Genomic DNA, 17,295 nt, shown 5'->3' on the forward strand with positions numbered 1-17,295 from the left:
GTAGTTCTATGTTATCGATCTTTGATATCTACAAAATTGGTGTCGGACCTTCGAGTTCACACACCAACGGCCCAATGATTGCGGGTTTTCATTTCACTCAGTTAGTTGCCGATAAAATCACAGAAGTGGTTCGTGTTCAGATCGATCTTTATGGTTCGCTGTCACTCACTGGAATCGGACACCACACCGACAGAGCAACTATTTTGGGATTGCTCGGCAACAAGCCCGACACCATCAAAATCACCAGTGCTAATGAAGCGATGCGTCGAGCAATTGATAGTGGTGAGATGCAGTTAAGTGGAAGCCACACTATCGGTTTCAACTATAAAACTGACATGCTATTCCATGAGGACAATCTACCACTTCATGAGAACGGTATGATGATTACCGCCTTTGACCAAGATGGAAATGTCATTGTTGAGGAAACCTATTACTCGATTGGCGGTGGCTTCATTGCAACCGCTGATGAACTCCAGAATGGCACTCAAACTAAGTCTGTTGAGGTGACGTACCCTTTTAGCAATGCTGAAGAGATGCTTGAGCAGGCAGAAAAAAATGGCATGAGCCTAGGCGGCATGATCCTGAAAAATGAGTCCGCCTTCCAAGATGCGGATGCGATTGCAGAAAAGGCAGACCAGATTTGGCGCGTGATGTCGCGTTGTATGGAGCGCGGCTTTGAAACTGAAGGCATTCTTGATGGCGGTTTGAATGTTACTCGCCGTGCTCCAAACTTACTGAAGAAGTTGGAAGCGAATGCAGCGGTTGAGAACGATCCAATGGAAATTATGGACTGGATTAACTTGTTTGCCTTCGCCGTCAGTGAAGAGAATGCGGCTGGTGGTCAGGTAGTTACATCTCCAACCAATGGTGCTGCTGGCGTTATTCCGGCTGTGTTGATGTATTACCATCGCTTCATCAAAGAGTTGGATACCAAGCAACTGAAAGACTTCTTAGCAGTATCGGGCGCGATCGGTATTTTGTACAAAACCAACGCCTCCATTTCAGGTGCCGAAGTCGGGTGCCAAGGAGAAGTTGGCGTATCATCTTCTATGGCGGCTGCGGGTTTAACTGCACTTCGTGGTGGCAGTAATGAGCAGATTTGTATTGCGGCGGAAATCGCGATGGAGCATTCGCTGGGTATGACCTGTGACCCAATTGGTGGCTTAGTACAAGTACCGTGTATTGAGCGAAATGCAATGGGTGCGATGAAGGCGATTAATGCATCACGCATGGCTTTGAAGCGTAATAGTAAATCTTTGATCTCGCTTGATAAAGTTATCGCGACTATGTACCAAACAGGTAAAGACATGAATAAGAAATATCGTGAAACCTCACTAGGCGGCTTAGCGCTAATTCATCTCGCACACCCTTGTGAATAGGGGCCAACTCAGTCTCAAACCTTTGTGAGAACGATACTCTTATAAGAACGACAACAAAAGCCCAGTCGCATTATCGCTGACTGGGCTTTTTTATTTTGAGATCAACTAATCTTGCAGTGGCAGTTGGTAGCTGTTTTTCAGCTCCTTCACTGAAATGTTTGATTGAATTGCGCTGACGCCTTTCACTCGTCGAATTGAGCTGATTCGCTCAAAATACTCTTCCAGATCTCTCGCCAAAACCTGAATCATGTAATCGGCACCGCCTGCAATGCAGTGACACATGGTGATCCAGTCTGTGACTGCGACAAACTCTTCAAAAGGCTCGGTGTTTTCAACCTCGTGATTACCTAATGTCACTAAGGTGAAACCTGCCACATGAAGGCCCAGTTTTTTGCGGTTTAGTTGTGCGGTATAGCCATCAATATAGCCCGTTTCTTCCATGCGCTTCCAACGACGCCAACAAGGTGTTTCACTCAGGTTTACCTTCTCGGCGAGCTTGCTGTTACTCATTCGCCCATCTTTTTGAATATGCCCAAGAATGGCAATATCCGTATCATCTAGTACTTCGTTGGTGGATTCTTTCACTTTCATAATGGTTTTGGAAAAAGTCTGCTCAAATTTGATTTAATACTAACGCATATAGCAATTTAATTCCTACTCGAATCGGTAAACTCTTCTCCCACTAACGTTTTATCAACTAGGAGAGAAAGAATGAGCGCTCAATTAATGCTGGCGTTCTTGTTGTTTTCAATATCAATTGGAATTACACCGGGAGCAGGAAACATTGCATTGCTTGGGATGTCAAGCCGATATGGATTTGCGGCAACATTGCCTTTTGTCTCTGGTAACGCTTTTGGCATCATCATCATACTGGCGGGATCAAGCGCTGGATTGGTGAGCTTGTTTACCCTTTACCCAGAGATCTACACGGTAATGAAATACCTTGGGGCGGCTTATTTACTGTTTATGGCGTGGTCTATTGCCAACATGGAGATTGAGCAAGAAGATTCTGTGAATCGCTCAGGATTTATGTCTGGTGTCTTGATTCAAGTGTTGAACCCGAAAGGGTGGATTGCTTCACTGACCGTATTTTCTCAGTTCATAACCACACAAACAGATTACCTGATTCAAGTGGTGACGATTACCACCATCATGGTGGGAACCGGTGTATTGTGTATGTTGGTTTGGGCGTATTGTGGCACCATGCTGCAGCGTCTATTGCAATCACCAAAGCAGATGGTGATGGTTAACCGTTGTTTGGGGGGAAGCTTAACGATGGTAGTGGCATTTATGTTGTATCAGCCTGCTTAAGTTACCCTATGTAATAGCGAGTTCTGGAGGATTGGTTGAGATACCAATCCTTTTTTTGTGCTTGTAGATTGTCAGTTTGATAAACCTGTTCTCAACATCTTGTTAAATTTAACCTCCCACAGATAAACCCTTTCGAAACGATGACGGAACTCACTGTCGATCGTGAAAATATACCAAGCCCTAACAAATGGTGGCTTGGACTCGGAAGTCACTATACTCAGACTAACAACCAAATTAACCGCATCGAAACAGTACCCAAAGTATGAAAAATCTACGTGTTCTCTTTACCGCTCTTACTCTCATTATTCTTGTTGGATGCACCTCAACGTCGGCAGTTGGCAGCTCGAAAACAAAGGAGTATGCCAAATCCCATACGTTAGTTGGCCAAGCTTCTTGGTACGGAAATAAATTTCATGGGAAGCTCACTGCCAGTGGCGAAACCTATGATATGAATGCTTACACAGCGGCTCATAAAACCTTGCCATTTGGAACAATCGTTAGGGTGACAAATACAAGCACCAACAAATCGGTCGACGTTAAAATTAACGACAGAGGCCCTTTTGTTAAAGGCCGTGTAATAGACCTCTCTTACAAGTCATTTGCACAAATTGGCAACGTAAAGAAGGGCACAGTACCTGTCAAAATCGAAATTGTAGATGACAGTAAAACCTTTAGGTACAAGCACTAATTTAGTCCAACTTCTTCTCGATTTATGACTGGAGAGGAAAACTCATTACGTTATGGTTTGGTTCGCTTTCTATGTCTACGACTGACCAATCTAGTGATTCGTAAAGAGCTGGCACGTTGGTGTAAACATAAAGGTGGCTTTGATGGGCGTTAGAGACTTGCTTGATGCCGCGGTTGATGAGCTCGCTTGCAATGCCTTGGCCACGCCATTCGGGTAAAACAAGCAGAGCATTCAGCCAGATAACGTCAGAGTCACCATGAGGCTCTTTGAAATGGGAATAAGCAAGGCCGCCAATCACTTGATTCTCTCGGATAGCCACCAGAACTGGCGGAAGATTGGCACCGTGTTTGTAGCTATCTGCGAAGAGAAAATCAGGCCATTCGTTTTGAAAGAGCTTTTCTAACTCCAACCAATGTTGACTGTTTTCGATACAGTTTCTAAATACGACCTTATTCATGTGCGGTTATGTCCTTAATTAACTCTTCTTTGGATCCATGCTTAAACAGCTTAACGGACTATAACTACAATATCTGAGTGGTTTAGCATGCTACTTGAGTTTAATAAGCTACTTACTGGTGTCTTTGGTTTGTGAAGTTCGCCTATTGCTAATAGTTTTACGCAACGATTTTTAGTCTCTCATTCGATAAAAGTAGGAACTCATCTACTTTTGATATAGCAGTCTGTAAATTGTTGGGCGCGACTTATGCGTTTGGTGAGGTGTCATGAAATGGTAAGTTTTGAAGAATCTCTGACGCTAGACTGTACACAAATCGAAGTTATCCAAGAAAGTAGAGAGAGTACAGAATGAGTAAAGTAGAAAAGGTTTACGGCTTTAATACACCACAGCGACTATTTGTTGGTTATACCTTGGCGGTGCTGGTGGATTTGGTGGTGCTTAACTTCTTTGACGAGTATTGGGAGTACGTGAACATTGAGTCATTTACTATTTCGTTCATCGCGGCGATTCTACTTCAGTTGTTGCTTAAACTATCGATTGGCTTAGAACATAAAATTGCCGATTACTTTAAGAATAAGCCGGGTACGGCACCAAAGGTTTACCGAGGTATCTCGACTTACATCATCCTTGTGGGTTCGAAGTTCGTGATGTTGGAAGCGATTAATATCTTGTTTGGCGACAAGGTGAGTTTCACTGGCCCACTCAATGGTGTAGTAGCGTTCTTTGCGGTGGTGTTTGTTATCTTGATTTCAGAGATTGTGGTATCGAAGATTTACTTCGCACTGGATGACAGCAACCAGAAGCAAGCCGAACAATCACAAGCTTCATAACAGATGACTTAGAGTAGAAAGAGCCAGCGTAGATGCTGGCTCTTTTGGTATGTGTGATTCCAAAAACTTATTCAGATTCGTAAACCACATCCCCACGAAGAACCGTCATCAGGACTTTGGTTTTGGCGATCTGTCTTGCTGTCAGCGTCGTGATATCTTTATCGAGAATGGCAAAGTCTGCTGATTTACCCACTTCGATTGTGCCAGTGATGTCATCAATACCGAGGCTTTTGGCTGGATAAAGCGTATAGGCATCGATAGCTGTATAGATATCAGTGAGCCCTGTTTTACCCATGATCAAACTGTTTGAAATCCCGACGAGGGGATTAATGTCGTGCACATTCCAATCGCTGCTTAGAGTAATGTTGGCTTCGGTTCTGAGAATGGCATTGAGGTTCATCATGGCTTTCGCTCGTCTTGCTCCTAAGAATGCAATCGCCCACTCATGGTCATGTTGTGCAACGTAATCTGAGCCCACTTGAAAGTCGGCTGAGACGCCTAGTTGGCGAAAACGTGGAATGTCTTGTTGGTCGATCAGCTCAACATGAGTCAGGGTGTATGGTTTGTCTGAGCCAAGTTTGCGCACATGCTCTACGGCATCGAGGGACTCGCGTACCGCACCATCACCAATGGCATGGATATGAGCACTAAAACCGATCTCATTTAGTGCCACAAGCCAATCTTTCATCTGCTCTGGTGGAATGTAGTTAATGCCATAAGGTGAGTCGGTTAGATAGGTGTCCAGATAAGGGGCGAGTGTTTTCGCTGTACCATTAATTACGATGCCATCGCTGTACATTTTGACTTGATTAACCAAAAGCAATCGAGACTTATCGCTGGAATACATCTTCTCAAATACCTCTAGCTGAGAAGGCATCGCCATTTCAGGATAAACCCAAGGTCGAAGGGAAACTCGTGCCGTTAAATCCTTGTTCTCTTCAGCTTCTTGCCAAACCTCATACCAACCGCGTTTCCAATACATGCGCCCATCACCAATCGTGGTAATACCGTGCGCTGCGGCTTCTTCCAATCCTGCTATCAAACCTTCATAACTCTGTTCAAACAGTTCGTTTTGGCTGTTCCAAGCGATCTCCATGACTTGGTCTCCGGCATTGTCTAGCAAGATGCCATTCAGCTTTCCTGTCTGTTCATCTTTGAGGTAATAACCACCTTGAGGGTTGGGCGATTGTTCGCTGATACGAGCGATTTTCAATGCTTTAGAGTTGACCCACATAGAGTGCGAAGTTTGCTCCATGATCACGACCGGGCGATCGGGGAAGATAGAATCGATTATCTCGAGTGGAGTGTAATCAGATGGGTGGTTCATGATCGCATCGAGCGAAAAACCGTAGCCCATGAGCCAGCCTTTGGAGTCGTCATCGGCGCACACTTCAAGATAAGGTATCTGCTCTTCTAGCGTTGCTTCTGAGTCGAGTTCACACACGCCACCCATTTCAGATGCAGCTTCAAATACATGATTATGGTTATCGATGAAGCCTGGCATAACAAAAGCTTGTTCCAGGTCGATTTCAGGAGCGTTAGAGCCTGCAAAAGACAGAGCCTTGTCTCGATTACCTATAAAGGTGATGACGCCACCTTCAGTAACTAAGGTGTCTGATTCGTAATGTCCATAAATGATGGCATTGGAGAACACTTGTAGATCACTGGCTTTGCTCGGGATGGAAACCAACAGAGCGGAAAGCAGTAGGCCGAAACGAGGAATAACCGATGAAGATAGGCTCATAATGATTCGCTTATTTAATCCATTTTTCTAATTATAGAAACACCCTGAATGGGATGAGCGAGATTCTACGTTTTATAAAATAAAATGTGTGACTTCAATGAGATAATTGTTAGTTAACTCACTGATTAAATAGGTGAACGCTGAACCTTTTTCTATTATTAGCGTATTAGTTGCTTGTAGTTGATGCATTTAAAAAGGATTAAGAATGAAAAGATTTTTGTTGCTGATGTCGGTGGTGTTTTTGGGAGGCTGTTTGGGTATGCCTCAGTCGGTGAAACCGGTGAATGAATTCCAATTAGATAGTTATCTAGGTACATGGTACGAGGTTGCCCGTTTGGATCATTCGTTTGAAAGAGGACTGAGCAATATCAGCGCTCAATACTCATTGCGTGACGATGGTGGCGTGAAAGTGATTAATCGTGGCTACTCAATAGAGAAGGGCGAGTGGAAAGAAGCGGAAGGCAAAGCGTATTTTGTGGAGGGGAGTGACCAAGGTTATCTGAAAGTATCGTTTTTTGGTCCGTTTTACGGCTCTTATGTGGTATTTGAGTTAGATAAACAGGGTTACCAATATGCGTTTGTTTCTGGTCCTGATACGGATTACTTATGGTTGCTGTCTAGAACTCCACAAGTCGCCCCTGAGGTACTAGAGAAGTTTAAGCAGATGTCGAAAGAGCGTGGTTTTAATACCGATGAGCTGATTTACGTCACGCACGACGCTATTAACTAACACGTAACTTGATAGAAAAAGGAGAGCGCAAAGCCTACGCTCTCCTTTTTAGTTTACGATTTTTGCAGCTGTAACTGTCGAATACTCAATATTGATAGGAAGCTGAAGAATGCAGGGTCACTCCATCCAAAGCCGACAAAGATGCCTGTAAAAGCAGCATACAAGGTGATGATGGCACCAAGCATGTTGGTCACAACCAAGGCTTGGATAAGTTTTTTAGCGCTTATTCCTGACTCAATATCACGTAGCAACCAGGTTATTGCTGCGATGCCACCAAGGAAGATACTGGTGTGTTGAGACAGAAAATAAGCGTACTTATCATTGATCTCCACACCGTACATTGGCCACATAACGGTCGGTAGGAAGAACAGGGCGATGGCAAACCCTGCGTAAATGATGCCGTGTAGGCTTAGAAACGTTTTGTTGTTCATGTCGTATCTCTTCTTCTGTCTTTCAATATCTACAATTCATTGCAATAGCGAATCGCTCAATTAGCTGTTAACTGGACCTTTGTTAATGTTAGTTAACGGCTGGTTGACATCAAAAATCACGCCACGCACTTCCGCTACACCCATCTCTTTTAAACGATCACTGTGCATGGCTAGATAAGCTTCGGCACTCAATTGGTCTTCAAACAAGTAGACACCGCCACCAAGCTTTTCAGCTTCGCTCTCTGTCCAGATTTTCCAGATCATGCCCGGTTCGTTGTTGATGGATTTCGCGAGATCAACGAGGGCGTTTGACATCTCTTCACCAAATGGGCCATTAAATTCAAAATCGACTTGTAGTAGTTTCATGGTTATCTCTCCAAACAGTTATTAGTTATTAGTTATTAGTTATTAGTTATTAGTTATTAGTTATTAGTTATTGCGTTGAGGCGAGCTGCCATTTCGCAAAATCTTGAAGGCTTGATTGCCCGTTGAGATAGATATTACCTATAAAAATTCGACAAAAAAGTTCATAATACTGTCATTTACTGTCAGGATTTTAGACCAATGAGATTGAGGACGACCTTAGACCAATGGCAAACACTGTTCGAGATTGATCGTGCTGGGAGCATTCAAGCTGCGGCGTTACAACTGAATAAGAGCCATACCACCTTGATCTATGCATTGAGGAAACTGGAAGACCAGCTTGGTGTCTCTTTGGTTCGGGTCGAAGGTCGCAAAGCGGTGTTATCGGAAGATGGTAAAGCATTACTTCGTAGGGCAAGCAGTATGTTAGAGCAAGCCCGAGAGCTCGAATTGATTAGTGAGCAGTTAGCCAAGGGAGTCGAGTCTGAAATCGTAGTGGCGGTGGATCATCTATGTTGTCTTGAACGCCTTTATGGGCCGATGGCTGCCTTTGTAGACGAGAACAACACCACATCGATTCAGGTTATAGAGACATCGTTATCTAAAACGACAGAAATGGTCACGCAAGAGCTAGCCGATGTTGCCATCATCAACTTACCTGTGACTAATTACCCAGCGGAAGCTTTTGGTTTCACGGTGATGGAGCCTGTGGTTACTAGCTCGCACCCTCTGGCTAAGGAAGAAACTCTATCACTCAATCAACTATCGTCGTTGCCACAAATTGTGGTGAGAGATTTAGGCTCAGCAGAGAAACTGGCAGACAAAAAAGACGTTGGTTGGCTTAAATCAAGCCAGCGCATTACGGTCGATAATTTCGACCATGCCTTTGGCGCGGTTGAGCAAGGAGTAGGGTACTGCAGGTTGCCTAAGCACATTGTTGATAGCCGAGGAAGTGATAAGTTGACAGTGCTTAATGTCGAAAACGGTCGTGGTTATCACGTCCCCCTTCATCTCACGCTGCCAAAAGGCGTAAAGACAGGCCCTGCAGCAAAACGCTTCTATGAACTACTGTTAGAGTCTGTCTCGCGCTAGCGCTGAACTTCAATCTCAACCTAGTGGTTCTGATTTCCATTTAAGAACAGGGCAACACATTCGCGAGTGTAGTTCAGCCTTTCTTCATTAGATTCTCCGCTGTCGTGCCCGAAGAACGACCAATAAGCCGATTTGCCATGAAACATCAGCAGTAACTGACGAGCAGCAATGATGGCTGAGCTAGAGGTCGACAACGTTAGATCACCAGAGTCGATTTTCGCCTGTAGATAATCAGCCAGTAGCTTGGTGGTCTTTTGAGGCCCCGTTTCCAGATAGATCGAGGCGATCTCAGGATGGGTACTGGATTGACTGACAGCGTTCTGAAAGGTTTGTCGTGACTGCTCATCTAACAGCAAATCTTGAAATTTCACACCAAACTTTACCAATTCATCTTCCAACGTGGCATTCATATCAAAAGCATCGGGGCTGAGTTCTCGCTCGGCACATTTGGTTTGCATGCATGTTTCAAAAAGCACGTCTTTGTTCTTGAAATGAGAGTAAACAGTCTGTTTCGATACATTAGCGGCTTTGGCTATTTGATCCATATTGATCTTGTAGCCGTACTCAGAGAAAAGCTCACTTGCTGCAGTTAAAATTTGCGATCTCTTCTGTTCACTTTTAATGATTTTAGTCACGTCTGTCTTCTCGTTGGTTCGATATTAGCCAGTCTTTGGCGTGCAAAATGCGGCGTCATTTGTCACAGGGTAAGCATTATGCTTTTTGTGACACTTTTATCAATCAATAACGATGAAACCTATTTTTAACACAATCAAACTAGACAGTCTAGTTTGGTTTGGTTAGTCTAAAAATAGGACAACTACATACTGCACAGGAACAGTATTATGTATAAATTGATGAAGAGCAGCGCAGTCGCTGTCGCGCTTTCTACTCTTCTTGTAGGGTGCGGTGAAACAACGCAAGCACAGCCAGCCACTGAGCCAACCATTCTTACGGTTGAAACACTCGTTTTGGCACAGTCAGATGCTTACGCGGTGGAACGTGAATATGTCGGTGTGGTAAGAGCGGGTCAGCAAGCCAATCTCGGCTTCGAGTTGGCGGGTAAGGTAGAAGAGATCATGGTTGATGTTGGTGACAGAGTCACAAAAGGCCAGCCTCTGATTCGTTTAGATACCCAGTTGCTAGAAACAGAACTTAGCCAACTCAAAGCACAAGCTGAAGAAGTCAAAGCTCAGTTGAATTTAGTGGCCGCGAACCTAAAGCGTCAGCGTTCATTGAAAGCAAAGGGCTTTAGTGCGGAGGCCGAAATAGACTCGCTAACCAGTGAGCAGCGCGTTCTTCAAGCCAACCTATTGCGTATTGATGCTTCATTGAAAGCCAACGATCTGAGACTGATTAAGTCGACAATTCTCGCCCCTTACTCTGGAACCATTGCGACCCGTTTTGTTTCTCTGGGTGATGTGGTGAATGTAGGTAATCCGACGCTGACGTTACTCGCTTCTGAGGGCAAAGAAGCTTTTATTGGCATTCCTGCGCACCAAATGCAGAAAGTGACGTCATTGTCACAACCTCATATTCGTGTCGGTGGTGAGTCTTACGATGTGAGCCTCCTTAACCCGGGTGCGATGGTAGATACTCAATCTCGAAGCGTTGGGCTGCGTTATCTTTTTCCTGAACAAGCTTCGGTGCTAGAAGGTCAATTGGCTTATCTTCAATTTGAAGAGAGCATTGATGATCAAGGTTTTTGGATCCCATTAACGGGTTTGATTGATGGCCTGCGCGGAGTGTGGAATGTATTCGTGATTGGTGAGGATAACCAAGTAGAGCGACGCAGCGTACAAGTGTTGTTTGCCAACAACCAACAAGCTTACGTAACGGGTGCTATCAGTGAAGGTGAACAGGTTATCGCAAGTGGTCTTCATCGTTTGGTTCCAGGACAGACCGTGAGTCCTCTTCAACTGGCGTCTAAGTAGGTTGCTCATGAAGATCATCGAGACGATTGCCAATACGCGACTGCTTATCTTAATGACAGCCTTGCTGATGGTGAGCGGTATCTCCGCTTTCATGACTCTGCCGCGTGCAGAAGATCCTGTCATCATCAACCGCTACGCTAACATCACCACTAGCTTCCCAGGAGCGAGCGCAGAGAGAGTCGAAACCTTAGTGACTGAGGTCATCGAAAACAAACTGCGTGAGCTCAGTGAGGTGAAGCTAGTCAGTTCAACTTCTCGTCCAAATGTGTCGATTGTGACACTTGAGCTGGACGATACCATCACAGAGCCTGAACCAGTTTGGTCACAAGCGCGAGACAAGTTGTCCGACGTTGAACCGCTTCTTCCTGCTGGTGCACAGTCTCCGGATTTGGATAGTGACCACACCTACGCGTTTACCACTATTACCGCGTTAACATGGACAGGAGCAGGAGAGCCTGATCGCTTAACTCTAGGGCGTTATGCCAAAGAGCTTGCCAAACGTTTGAGAACCTTGTCGGGTACTGAGTTCGTTGATGAATACGGTATGCCACAAGAAGAGATTCAAATTAACCTGCGTACTGCCGATGCTGCTGCGCTCGGTCGTTCGAGTGCCAATATTGCCGAATCTCTTGAAGGGGCTGATGCTAAGAACTCGGCTGGCGAGTTAGTGAGCTCTTATTCTCGTTTTGGTTTAGAGATTGAGTCCGAGCTAGATTCTATTGAACGCATCAAGCAAGTGCCAATTGCAACCGACGCCAATGGCCACATCGTTCGTCTTGAAGATATCGCATCGGTATCACGTGGTGAAAAAACGCCACAAGACCAGATCGCGATTATCGATGGCGAGCCGGGTGTGATTGTTGCTGCGCGCATGCACCCAGATTTGCGTGTCGATAATTGGACATCACGCGCCAATGCGGTGATTGAGAAATTTGAGCAAGAGCTGCCGAGCAATGTTTACGTTAACGTGCTCTTTAATCAGCAAGGTTATACAGAGACACGTCTAAACGATCTCGGCGAAAGCTTGTTGATCGGTTTTGTTCTTATCTTGATTGTACTGTTCGTCACCCTTGGGGTTCGTGCTGCAATCTTGGTTGCGATTTCGCTGCCTTTAACGTCTTTGCTCACGCTTTCCATCATGAAGATGACCGGCGTACCTATCAACCAGATGTCGGTGACGGGCTTGATTGTGGCACTAGGGATTATGGTAGATAACGCGGTAGTGATGGTGGATACCATTCAAGCGTATCGACTTAAAGGTCAACACCGAGCTGAAGCGACCATGAATGCATTGAAGCATTTATGGGTGCCGTTATTGGGTTCAACGCTAACCACGGTATTGGCATTCGCGCCAATCATTCTGATGCCAGGTGCTTCTGGTGAGTTTGTGGGTGGCATAGCGATTACCGTATCCTTCTCACTGATTGGCTCTTATGTGATTTCTCATACTCTGATCGCTGGCCTTGCCACTCGATTGTTGCCAAAGCAGTTAAGTGATGTTGATAAGCGAGGAGAGCATCATTGGTACATGACGGGACTTCGTATTCCTGCGTTAACTCGCTGGTTCTCGTCATCGGTGCGTTTTGGTGTTACACATCCCATCATCACTATTGTCTTAGTTCTTTTGGTGCCGTTCACTGGCTACTGGAGCATGTCGCAACTGACCGAGCAGTTTTTCCCACCTTCGGATCGAGACATGTTCGAGATTCAGGTCTACATGCCGCCACAAGCGAGTGTTTATGCGACCAAGCAAACCTCTGAGCGAATTGATGAAATCATCCATCGCTACTCTGAGGTAGAGCGTATTGATTGGCTGGTGGGTGCGAACTTCCCATCGTTCTATTACAACCTTCAAGCAAGGCAAAACAACGCGCCTTACTTCTCTCAAGCAATGGTGAAAACCGGAGATTTTGTCCAAGCCAATGCATTGATTCCTGAGTTGCAAAAGGTGTTAGATAAAGAGGTGCCTGAAGCTCAAATTCTGGTGCGTAAACTGAATCAAGGCCCTCCGTTTACTGCGCCTGTGGAACTGCGTGTATACGGTGAGAACCTAGATACATTGAAAGCGATTGGTGAAGATGTTCGTCTAATCTTAGCGGGTATTCCGCATGTGACACACACTCGTGAAACACTGCAGCCGGGCACGCCTAAAGTTTGGCTCAAAGTGGATGAAGATACTGCCAAGCTAAATGGTATTTCATTGAATCAGTTTGCTGGGCTACTGCAAACCACGCTTACTGGCCGCGAGAGTGGCTCGGTGATTGAGGGCAGCGAATCGGTACCAATTCGTGTTCGCGTGGCTGATGATGCGCGTGAAGACTTGACGCACCTAAGCAATATCCGTTTGCCAATTAACTCGGAAATCTATTCGACGGGGATTAATGTCTCAACTTTGGCAGAGCTGGAGTTAACAACCAGTCGCGGCGCAATTACTCGCCGTAACGGTCAGCGAGTGAATACGATTGAGGGCTACATTGAGGCGGGTGTTTTGCCACAAACTGTGCTCAACGAGTTCCAAAAGCGTTTAGAGAGCTACGAGATTCCATCAGGCTACACCATTGATTTTGGTGGTGAATCTGCCGAGCGTGATCACTCAGTGAATAGCTTGATCTCTAATGTAGCAGTCGTTGTGGTATTGATGGTGTTGGTGGTCGTAATGTCGTTCAACTCATTTAGGTTAAGTACCATTATCTTCATGGTTGCTGCCTTGGCTGGTGGACTCGGTTTATTGTCGGTTTGGATATTCGGTTATCCGTTTGGTTTCACAGTGATCATTGCAATGCTAGGTATCGCAGGCCTTGCCATTAATGCTGCAATTGTGATTCTGACGGAGCTTAAGTTAGATGAAGACGCATCGTCGGGCAGTGTGGATGCAGTGGTCAACGCAGTCATGTCGTGTACTCGTCATATTAGCTCAACCACAATCACTACAGTGGGGGGCTTTATGCCGCTTATCATCGCTGGTGGCGGTTTCTGGCCTCCGTTTGCGGTCGCGATTGTTGGTGGTACAGTACTTACTACATTGATTTCATTCTACTTCGTGCCAGTGGTGTTCCACCTAATGACACGCAAAAAGGGGCTACACACCTCAGCCGCATTAGCGTAATAGTTTCCCAAATAGTTTAGAAAACCAAGTAAAGAAAAGGTGAGGCTAAAAGAGCCTCACCTTTTTATTTAACTCGAAACTGCAGTAGGTTTACTTAGCAATCTAATCAATCAACTGATTACCAAGCACCTAGGTACGACTTGTACGATTGGAGGCGGACTGTTGCCGCGCCGATGACGTCGATGAAGCCCCAGAATGGATGCGGTTTTTCTGCAGAGATCCAAGCAGCGCCCGTTGCACCGATTGGGATGTTGTAGCCTTCTGGTTCGATGATCTCTAGAACCACAGTACGACCTAAACCGTTGCCGTTACGAACCACGTGCTGACCAACGCTTTGTGGGCCTTGGAATGGTGAAATACCTGCTTCACCTGTACCTGCATTAAAGCTGTGTACCTTAGCGCGGAAGACGTGGCCTGGGTAAGCATCAACGTAGAACTCTGCAAAATCACCTTCTTGAACGTAACCATAGGTTTGGTCAGAGACGCGCATCTCTAAGAACTTCTTGCTGGTGTTGTAGAGGTGCATGTTACCCATCACTGAACCTTCAGCGATATTAACGATAGAGACCTGACCATCAAACTCTGCGGTGATGGTCTTCTTCTCTTGCGCCCAGTTTACTTTCTGTAGGTCAGCTTTCAGAGATGCTAGCTGTGAATTCATCACACGAAGATCTGAGTTGTATTTCTCAACATCACGCGCATTGAAAATCTCTGGAGAGGTATCAGCGCGAGAGATATCGCGGGTCATTTGCTTAATCTGTTCTTCTTTCTGAACAATTGCGGCTTCGATTTTCGCTTTATCCGCCGCCGAGTTGATGTCGACTAGGGTGTAAAGCACATCGCCTTTTTTCACTAACTGGTTGTGATCGACCATGATCTCGTCGATCTGTTGGCCAAACACAGGTGACATCACCGCGTGAGGCGCTTTTACTGTGGTTGAGTTGGTAAGATCAACCGGCGCCCAAAGGCGAGAAATAATCGCTAATACAGCCAGAATAAGCACACCGCCGATCGCTGCCCACGTGTAGTTCTTAATGGTTTTCTTTAGTGCGCCAGTCGCGAATAGGGACCATACAATCAGAATGTATGGGATCATCATCTCTTTCATTATGCTGCCTCTTTTTCTGTGCGAGTGGTAGGCTCACTATGAAGTGGACTAGGTGGTGTTGGTGAGGTTGGGGTTATACCGCGACGGATGACATCACTGATTGATTGACCAATATGCTTCCAGTTCGCTAGCGCAATCACTAGTGCGATAACCCAGAATGTTTTACTGATGAATAGACCACAAAGCGATAAGGCGAAGACAATCTGCACGTGCGCACTTTTATGTTCTTTCGCTTTATGGACACCTAATTCATGCACTTGCCATAGGCCATAGATGACAGCTAAAGTCACCGCGATGGTTACTGCAAAAAGGTAGCCAGAGAAGTACTCTGACTGAAAGAAGTTCATCATCATCTCGTTGGGATGGTTATTAAACTGAGTGAGGTCGATGTCTTTTGAATGGATTGTGCCTAGTGGTGCAAGTGCCCAAGCTCCCGCAAGCATCAGCGCCATAAACAGGCAGAACTTCACTAAGACCATCACAATGGCCCAGATCTTTTGGAAAATAGTTTTTAGAATATTCATATCTCAACCTACTTTTATAAGGAGAGAGAAAGCGACTCGATAACTTCTGTCGACATCCATAAAGGTTAATTGAAGGTGTAAATCACTGGAAATACACGGTTCCTTCAAAATAGAATTAGTTAGGATGTTGAAAGTCCAAGCAACAGATTCTCAGCATAGAGGACTACAAATTTCCCCTTTAACTCATGAATATTCAATAAAACCAATAAGAGTAATAATATATTTTACAAACGCAACGTTGTAATCAAGCCATATTAAATAGTATCTGACATAGTGTCTTGTGCTAAAAATACGTAATTGGCAATTGATTAAGATTCTGTAAGTGTTATCGAATAATTCATTCGTTGCCGCGATAATAAGAACAGAAATTACTCGAATCTACCTAGTATTACGATTTTACAATATCGTAATTGCGATAAGTTAATATCGGTAGTTTGAGGGGGAACGGTAAAATTGCGTCGCTTCAAACTTGTTGTCAAAAGTTCGACAGCTTGCTTGGCTTAGATCAAAGAAAGCTCGGATAAGTACAGGTGATAAGTTTTATAGAAAAGAGACAAATTTTGATGATTTGTCTCTTTGAAGTGTTTATTTAAACGGGTTCAGAGTAACGGGAGCCACAAAGAACTTTAAGTTCCAATCTGGTGAGTATGGAATGTATTCTGATGGGTTGCTTGTGCCAACATTCGCATCTGGTTTCATGACGTAGTATTGAAGCTCCACACCCCAACGTACTGGCATCGGACCGACTTTGAACATATCAATGTAACCAAGGCCGACTGGCACTGTGAATCGGTCTGAGCCACTTTTCTCCCAATCGATTTGAATATTGGGTGTCATACCAATGAGTGCAGTGTTGCTCACTCGGTAATTTAAGAAGTATTGGATATCGGCTTGGTTCGTTGACTTTGTAATACCGTCACTACCACCCACATCCCACCATTGCTGCGCAAGAACACCCACGTTCCAGCTATCTATGTTCATTGGTTGTCCGGTTTCTTTACCTAACCTTGCAACTAGAGCGGCTGGGCCGACTTGCCATTTGTCTTGTGTTAAACCATCTGTTCCGGTTGGTGCTATAACGGTTGGGCCGACGCCCCATATGAACCCATCGTCTCGGTTAGGGGCTGCAAGAGATAGGAATACGGTATCGCCCATTCCGTTAGTACGACCTTCAAAGAAATCACCATCGTCACGATCGCCAGGAGCACTGTAGTGGTTAGCGACAATGCGGTTCACCAAGTTCCACTCGCCATCCATGATAGGGACGGGCATAACCGGTTGGAAGCTTAAACGGTTTTGCATTTCATGGTGGCCGTCTTCTTTTTCCAAGAAGGTGTAGTCATTTTGTGTAATCAGCATCCAAACATCAGATACAGGGTTAGCTGATTTTTTAGCAGCTTCTTGTACAGAAAGTTGCTCACCTTCAGCATTCGCATAATTAGACAATGCAAGGCTGCTCAGTAGTAATGCGGGAACTATTTTTTTCATTATTATTGGCTCTTAATATTATTTAACTGAAAGTAGGCACAAGTCTAATATTAAAAAATAATATGTATATAAGCCTATCATTAACACAGTGTCATAATATTTGAGACAATATG

General features: G+C 45.0%; 17 protein-coding genes. 8 read left to right on the plus strand and 9 right to left on the minus strand.

Annotated elements, in window-relative coordinates; all coding sequences use genetic code 11:
- The first annotated feature begins 8 nt into the window (after positions 1-8).
- Entirely contained in the window at positions 9-1,379 is a 1,371-nt protein-coding gene (locus tag AC6R05_RS11215) for an L-serine ammonia-lyase (protein WP_500647395.1), read from the plus strand.
- A gap of 105 nt (positions 1,380-1,484) precedes the next feature.
- Here the strand turns inward: AC6R05_RS11215 and AC6R05_RS11220 are convergent, their stop codons facing one another.
- Complete coding sequence (locus tag AC6R05_RS11220) at positions 1,485-1,970, minus strand: Lrp/AsnC family transcriptional regulator (RefSeq protein ID WP_004739989.1); 486 nt, start codon at positions 1,968-1,970, stop codon at positions 1,485-1,487.
- Positions 1,971-2,090: 120 nt separating this feature from the next.
- On the opposite strand from AC6R05_RS11220, the gene AC6R05_RS11225 reads away from it, so the two are divergent.
- A complete protein-coding gene (locus tag AC6R05_RS11225; protein ID WP_500647396.1) occupies positions 2,091-2,690 on the plus strand; it encodes a LysE family translocator in 600 nt (199 codons plus the stop codon).
- Positions 2,691-2,952: 262 nt separating this feature from the next.
- On the plus strand, positions 2,953-3,378 hold the full coding sequence (locus tag AC6R05_RS11230; protein ID WP_152468404.1) for a septal ring lytic transglycosylase RlpA family protein: 426 nt from the start codon (positions 2,953-2,955) through the stop codon (positions 3,376-3,378).
- A gap of 22 nt (positions 3,379-3,400) precedes the next feature.
- On the opposite strand, the gene AC6R05_RS11235 is transcribed toward AC6R05_RS11230, so the two are convergent.
- Positions 3,401-3,835, minus strand: coding sequence for a GNAT family N-acetyltransferase (locus AC6R05_RS11235; RefSeq protein WP_500647397.1), 435 nt, complete (start codon positions 3,833-3,835; stop codon positions 3,401-3,403).
- A gap of 347 nt (positions 3,836-4,182) precedes the next feature.
- Between AC6R05_RS11235 and AC6R05_RS11240 the strand changes: the two genes are divergently transcribed.
- Positions 4,183-4,665: a hypothetical protein gene (locus tag AC6R05_RS11240; RefSeq protein ID WP_150871672.1), complete on the plus strand. Its 483-nt coding sequence runs from the start codon at positions 4,183-4,185 to the stop codon at positions 4,663-4,665.
- A gap of 67 nt (positions 4,666-4,732) precedes the next feature.
- On the opposite strand, the gene AC6R05_RS11245 is transcribed toward AC6R05_RS11240, so the two are convergent.
- Positions 4,733-6,409: an amidohydrolase gene (locus tag AC6R05_RS11245; protein ID WP_500647398.1), complete on the minus strand. Its 1,677-nt coding sequence runs from the start codon at positions 6,407-6,409 to the stop codon at positions 4,733-4,735.
- Between the two features lie 205 nt (positions 6,410-6,614).
- Between AC6R05_RS11245 and AC6R05_RS11250 the strand changes: the two genes are divergently transcribed.
- Complete coding sequence (locus AC6R05_RS11250; protein WP_032549531.1) at positions 6,615-7,139, plus strand: lipocalin family protein; 525 nt, start codon at positions 6,615-6,617, stop codon at positions 7,137-7,139.
- A 53-nt stretch (positions 7,140-7,192) separates the two neighbouring features.
- On the opposite strand, the gene AC6R05_RS11255 is transcribed toward AC6R05_RS11250, so the two are convergent.
- Together AC6R05_RS11255 and AC6R05_RS11260 are read right to left on the minus strand one after the other, a co-directional pair.
- Positions 7,193-7,570, minus strand: coding sequence for a hypothetical protein (locus AC6R05_RS11255; protein ID WP_331441371.1), 378 nt, complete (start codon positions 7,568-7,570; stop codon positions 7,193-7,195).
- A 60-nt stretch (positions 7,571-7,630) separates the two neighbouring features.
- Positions 7,631-7,936: a monooxygenase gene (locus AC6R05_RS11260; protein ID WP_500647399.1), complete on the minus strand. Its 306-nt coding sequence runs from the start codon at positions 7,934-7,936 to the stop codon at positions 7,631-7,633.
- A gap of 198 nt (positions 7,937-8,134) precedes the next feature.
- Here AC6R05_RS11260 and AC6R05_RS11265 point away from each other — a divergent pair, with 198 nt between their 5' ends.
- Complete coding sequence (locus AC6R05_RS11265; protein WP_500647400.1) at positions 8,135-9,025, plus strand: LysR family transcriptional regulator; 891 nt, start codon at positions 8,135-8,137, stop codon at positions 9,023-9,025.
- 20 nt (positions 9,026-9,045) lie between these two features.
- Here AC6R05_RS11265 and AC6R05_RS11270 read toward each other — a convergent pair whose 3' ends face one another.
- Positions 9,046-9,660 carry a TetR/AcrR family transcriptional regulator gene (locus AC6R05_RS11270; RefSeq protein WP_500647401.1) on the minus strand — a complete coding sequence of 205 codons (615 nt, stop codon included), beginning with the start codon at positions 9,658-9,660 and terminating at the stop codon, positions 9,046-9,048.
- A 207-nt stretch (positions 9,661-9,867) separates the two neighbouring features.
- Between AC6R05_RS11270 and AC6R05_RS11275 the strand changes: the two genes are divergently transcribed.
- Positions 9,868-10,956, plus strand: coding sequence for an efflux RND transporter periplasmic adaptor subunit (locus AC6R05_RS11275; RefSeq protein ID WP_500647402.1), 1,089 nt, complete (start codon positions 9,868-9,870; stop codon positions 10,954-10,956).
- A 7-nt stretch (positions 10,957-10,963) separates the two neighbouring features.
- On the plus strand, positions 10,964-14,062 hold the full coding sequence (locus AC6R05_RS11280) for an efflux RND transporter permease subunit (RefSeq protein WP_500647403.1): 3,099 nt from the start codon (positions 10,964-10,966) through the stop codon (positions 14,060-14,062).
- Positions 14,063-14,180: 118 nt separating this feature from the next.
- Here AC6R05_RS11280 and AC6R05_RS11285 read toward each other — a convergent pair whose 3' ends face one another.
- The 3 genes from AC6R05_RS11285 to AC6R05_RS11295 form a co-directional block, all read right to left on the minus strand.
- Positions 14,181-15,170, minus strand: coding sequence for an HlyD family secretion protein (locus AC6R05_RS11285; RefSeq protein WP_500647404.1), 990 nt, complete (start codon positions 15,168-15,170; stop codon positions 14,181-14,183).
- Complete coding sequence (locus AC6R05_RS11290; protein WP_500647405.1) at positions 15,170-15,694, minus strand: magnesium transporter; 525 nt, start codon at positions 15,692-15,694, stop codon at positions 15,170-15,172. Before AC6R05_RS11290 ends, AC6R05_RS11285 begins: the two co-directional genes overlap by 1 nt.
- A gap of 585 nt (positions 15,695-16,279) precedes the next feature.
- Entirely contained in the window at positions 16,280-17,182 is a 903-nt protein-coding gene (locus tag AC6R05_RS11295) for a hypothetical protein (RefSeq protein ID WP_500647406.1), read from the minus strand.
- Positions 17,183-17,295 lie beyond the last annotated feature (113 nt).

This window comes from Vibrio sp. R11-SG3-ISO9, from assembly GCF_059834255.1.

Excerpts from the sequence above, each read along its gene's own strand:
- AC6R05_RS11215 (WP_500647395.1), top strand. The coding sequence starts at position 9 with ATGTTATCGATCTTTGATATCTACAAAATTGGTGTCGGACCTTCGAGT.
- AC6R05_RS11220 (WP_004739989.1), bottom strand. The coding sequence starts at position 1,970 with ATGAAAGTGAAAGAATCCACCAACGAAGTACTAGATGATACGGATATT.
- AC6R05_RS11225 (WP_500647396.1), top strand. The coding sequence starts at position 2,091 with ATGAGCGCTCAATTAATGCTGGCGTTCTTGTTGTTTTCAATATCAATT.
- AC6R05_RS11230 (WP_152468404.1), top strand. The coding sequence starts at position 2,953 with ATGAAAAATCTACGTGTTCTCTTTACCGCTCTTACTCTCATTATTCTT.
- AC6R05_RS11235 (WP_500647397.1), bottom strand. The coding sequence starts at position 3,835 with ATGAATAAGGTCGTATTTAGAAACTGTATCGAAAACAGTCAACATTGG.
- AC6R05_RS11240 (WP_150871672.1), top strand. The coding sequence starts at position 4,183 with ATGAGTAAAGTAGAAAAGGTTTACGGCTTTAATACACCACAGCGACTA.
- AC6R05_RS11245 (WP_500647398.1), bottom strand. The coding sequence starts at position 6,409 with ATGAGCCTATCTTCATCGGTTATTCCTCGTTTCGGCCTACTGCTTTCC.
- AC6R05_RS11250 (WP_032549531.1), top strand. The coding sequence starts at position 6,615 with ATGAAAAGATTTTTGTTGCTGATGTCGGTGGTGTTTTTGGGAGGCTGT.
- AC6R05_RS11255 (WP_331441371.1), bottom strand. The coding sequence starts at position 7,570 with ATGAACAACAAAACGTTTCTAAGCCTACACGGCATCATTTACGCAGGG.
- AC6R05_RS11260 (WP_500647399.1), bottom strand. The coding sequence starts at position 7,936 with ATGAAACTACTACAAGTCGATTTTGAATTTAATGGCCCATTTGGTGAA.
- AC6R05_RS11265 (WP_500647400.1), top strand. The coding sequence starts at position 8,135 with ATGAGATTGAGGACGACCTTAGACCAATGGCAAACACTGTTCGAGATT.
- AC6R05_RS11275 (WP_500647402.1), top strand. The coding sequence starts at position 9,868 with ATGTATAAATTGATGAAGAGCAGCGCAGTCGCTGTCGCGCTTTCTACT.
- AC6R05_RS11280 (WP_500647403.1), top strand. The coding sequence starts at position 10,964 with ATGAAGATCATCGAGACGATTGCCAATACGCGACTGCTTATCTTAATG.
- AC6R05_RS11285 (WP_500647404.1), bottom strand. The coding sequence starts at position 15,170 with ATGAAAGAGATGATGATCCCATACATTCTGATTGTATGGTCCCTATTC.
- AC6R05_RS11290 (WP_500647405.1), bottom strand. The coding sequence starts at position 15,694 with ATGAATATTCTAAAAACTATTTTCCAAAAGATCTGGGCCATTGTGATG.
- AC6R05_RS11295 (WP_500647406.1), bottom strand. The coding sequence starts at position 17,182 with ATGAAAAAAATAGTTCCCGCATTACTACTGAGCAGCCTTGCATTGTCT.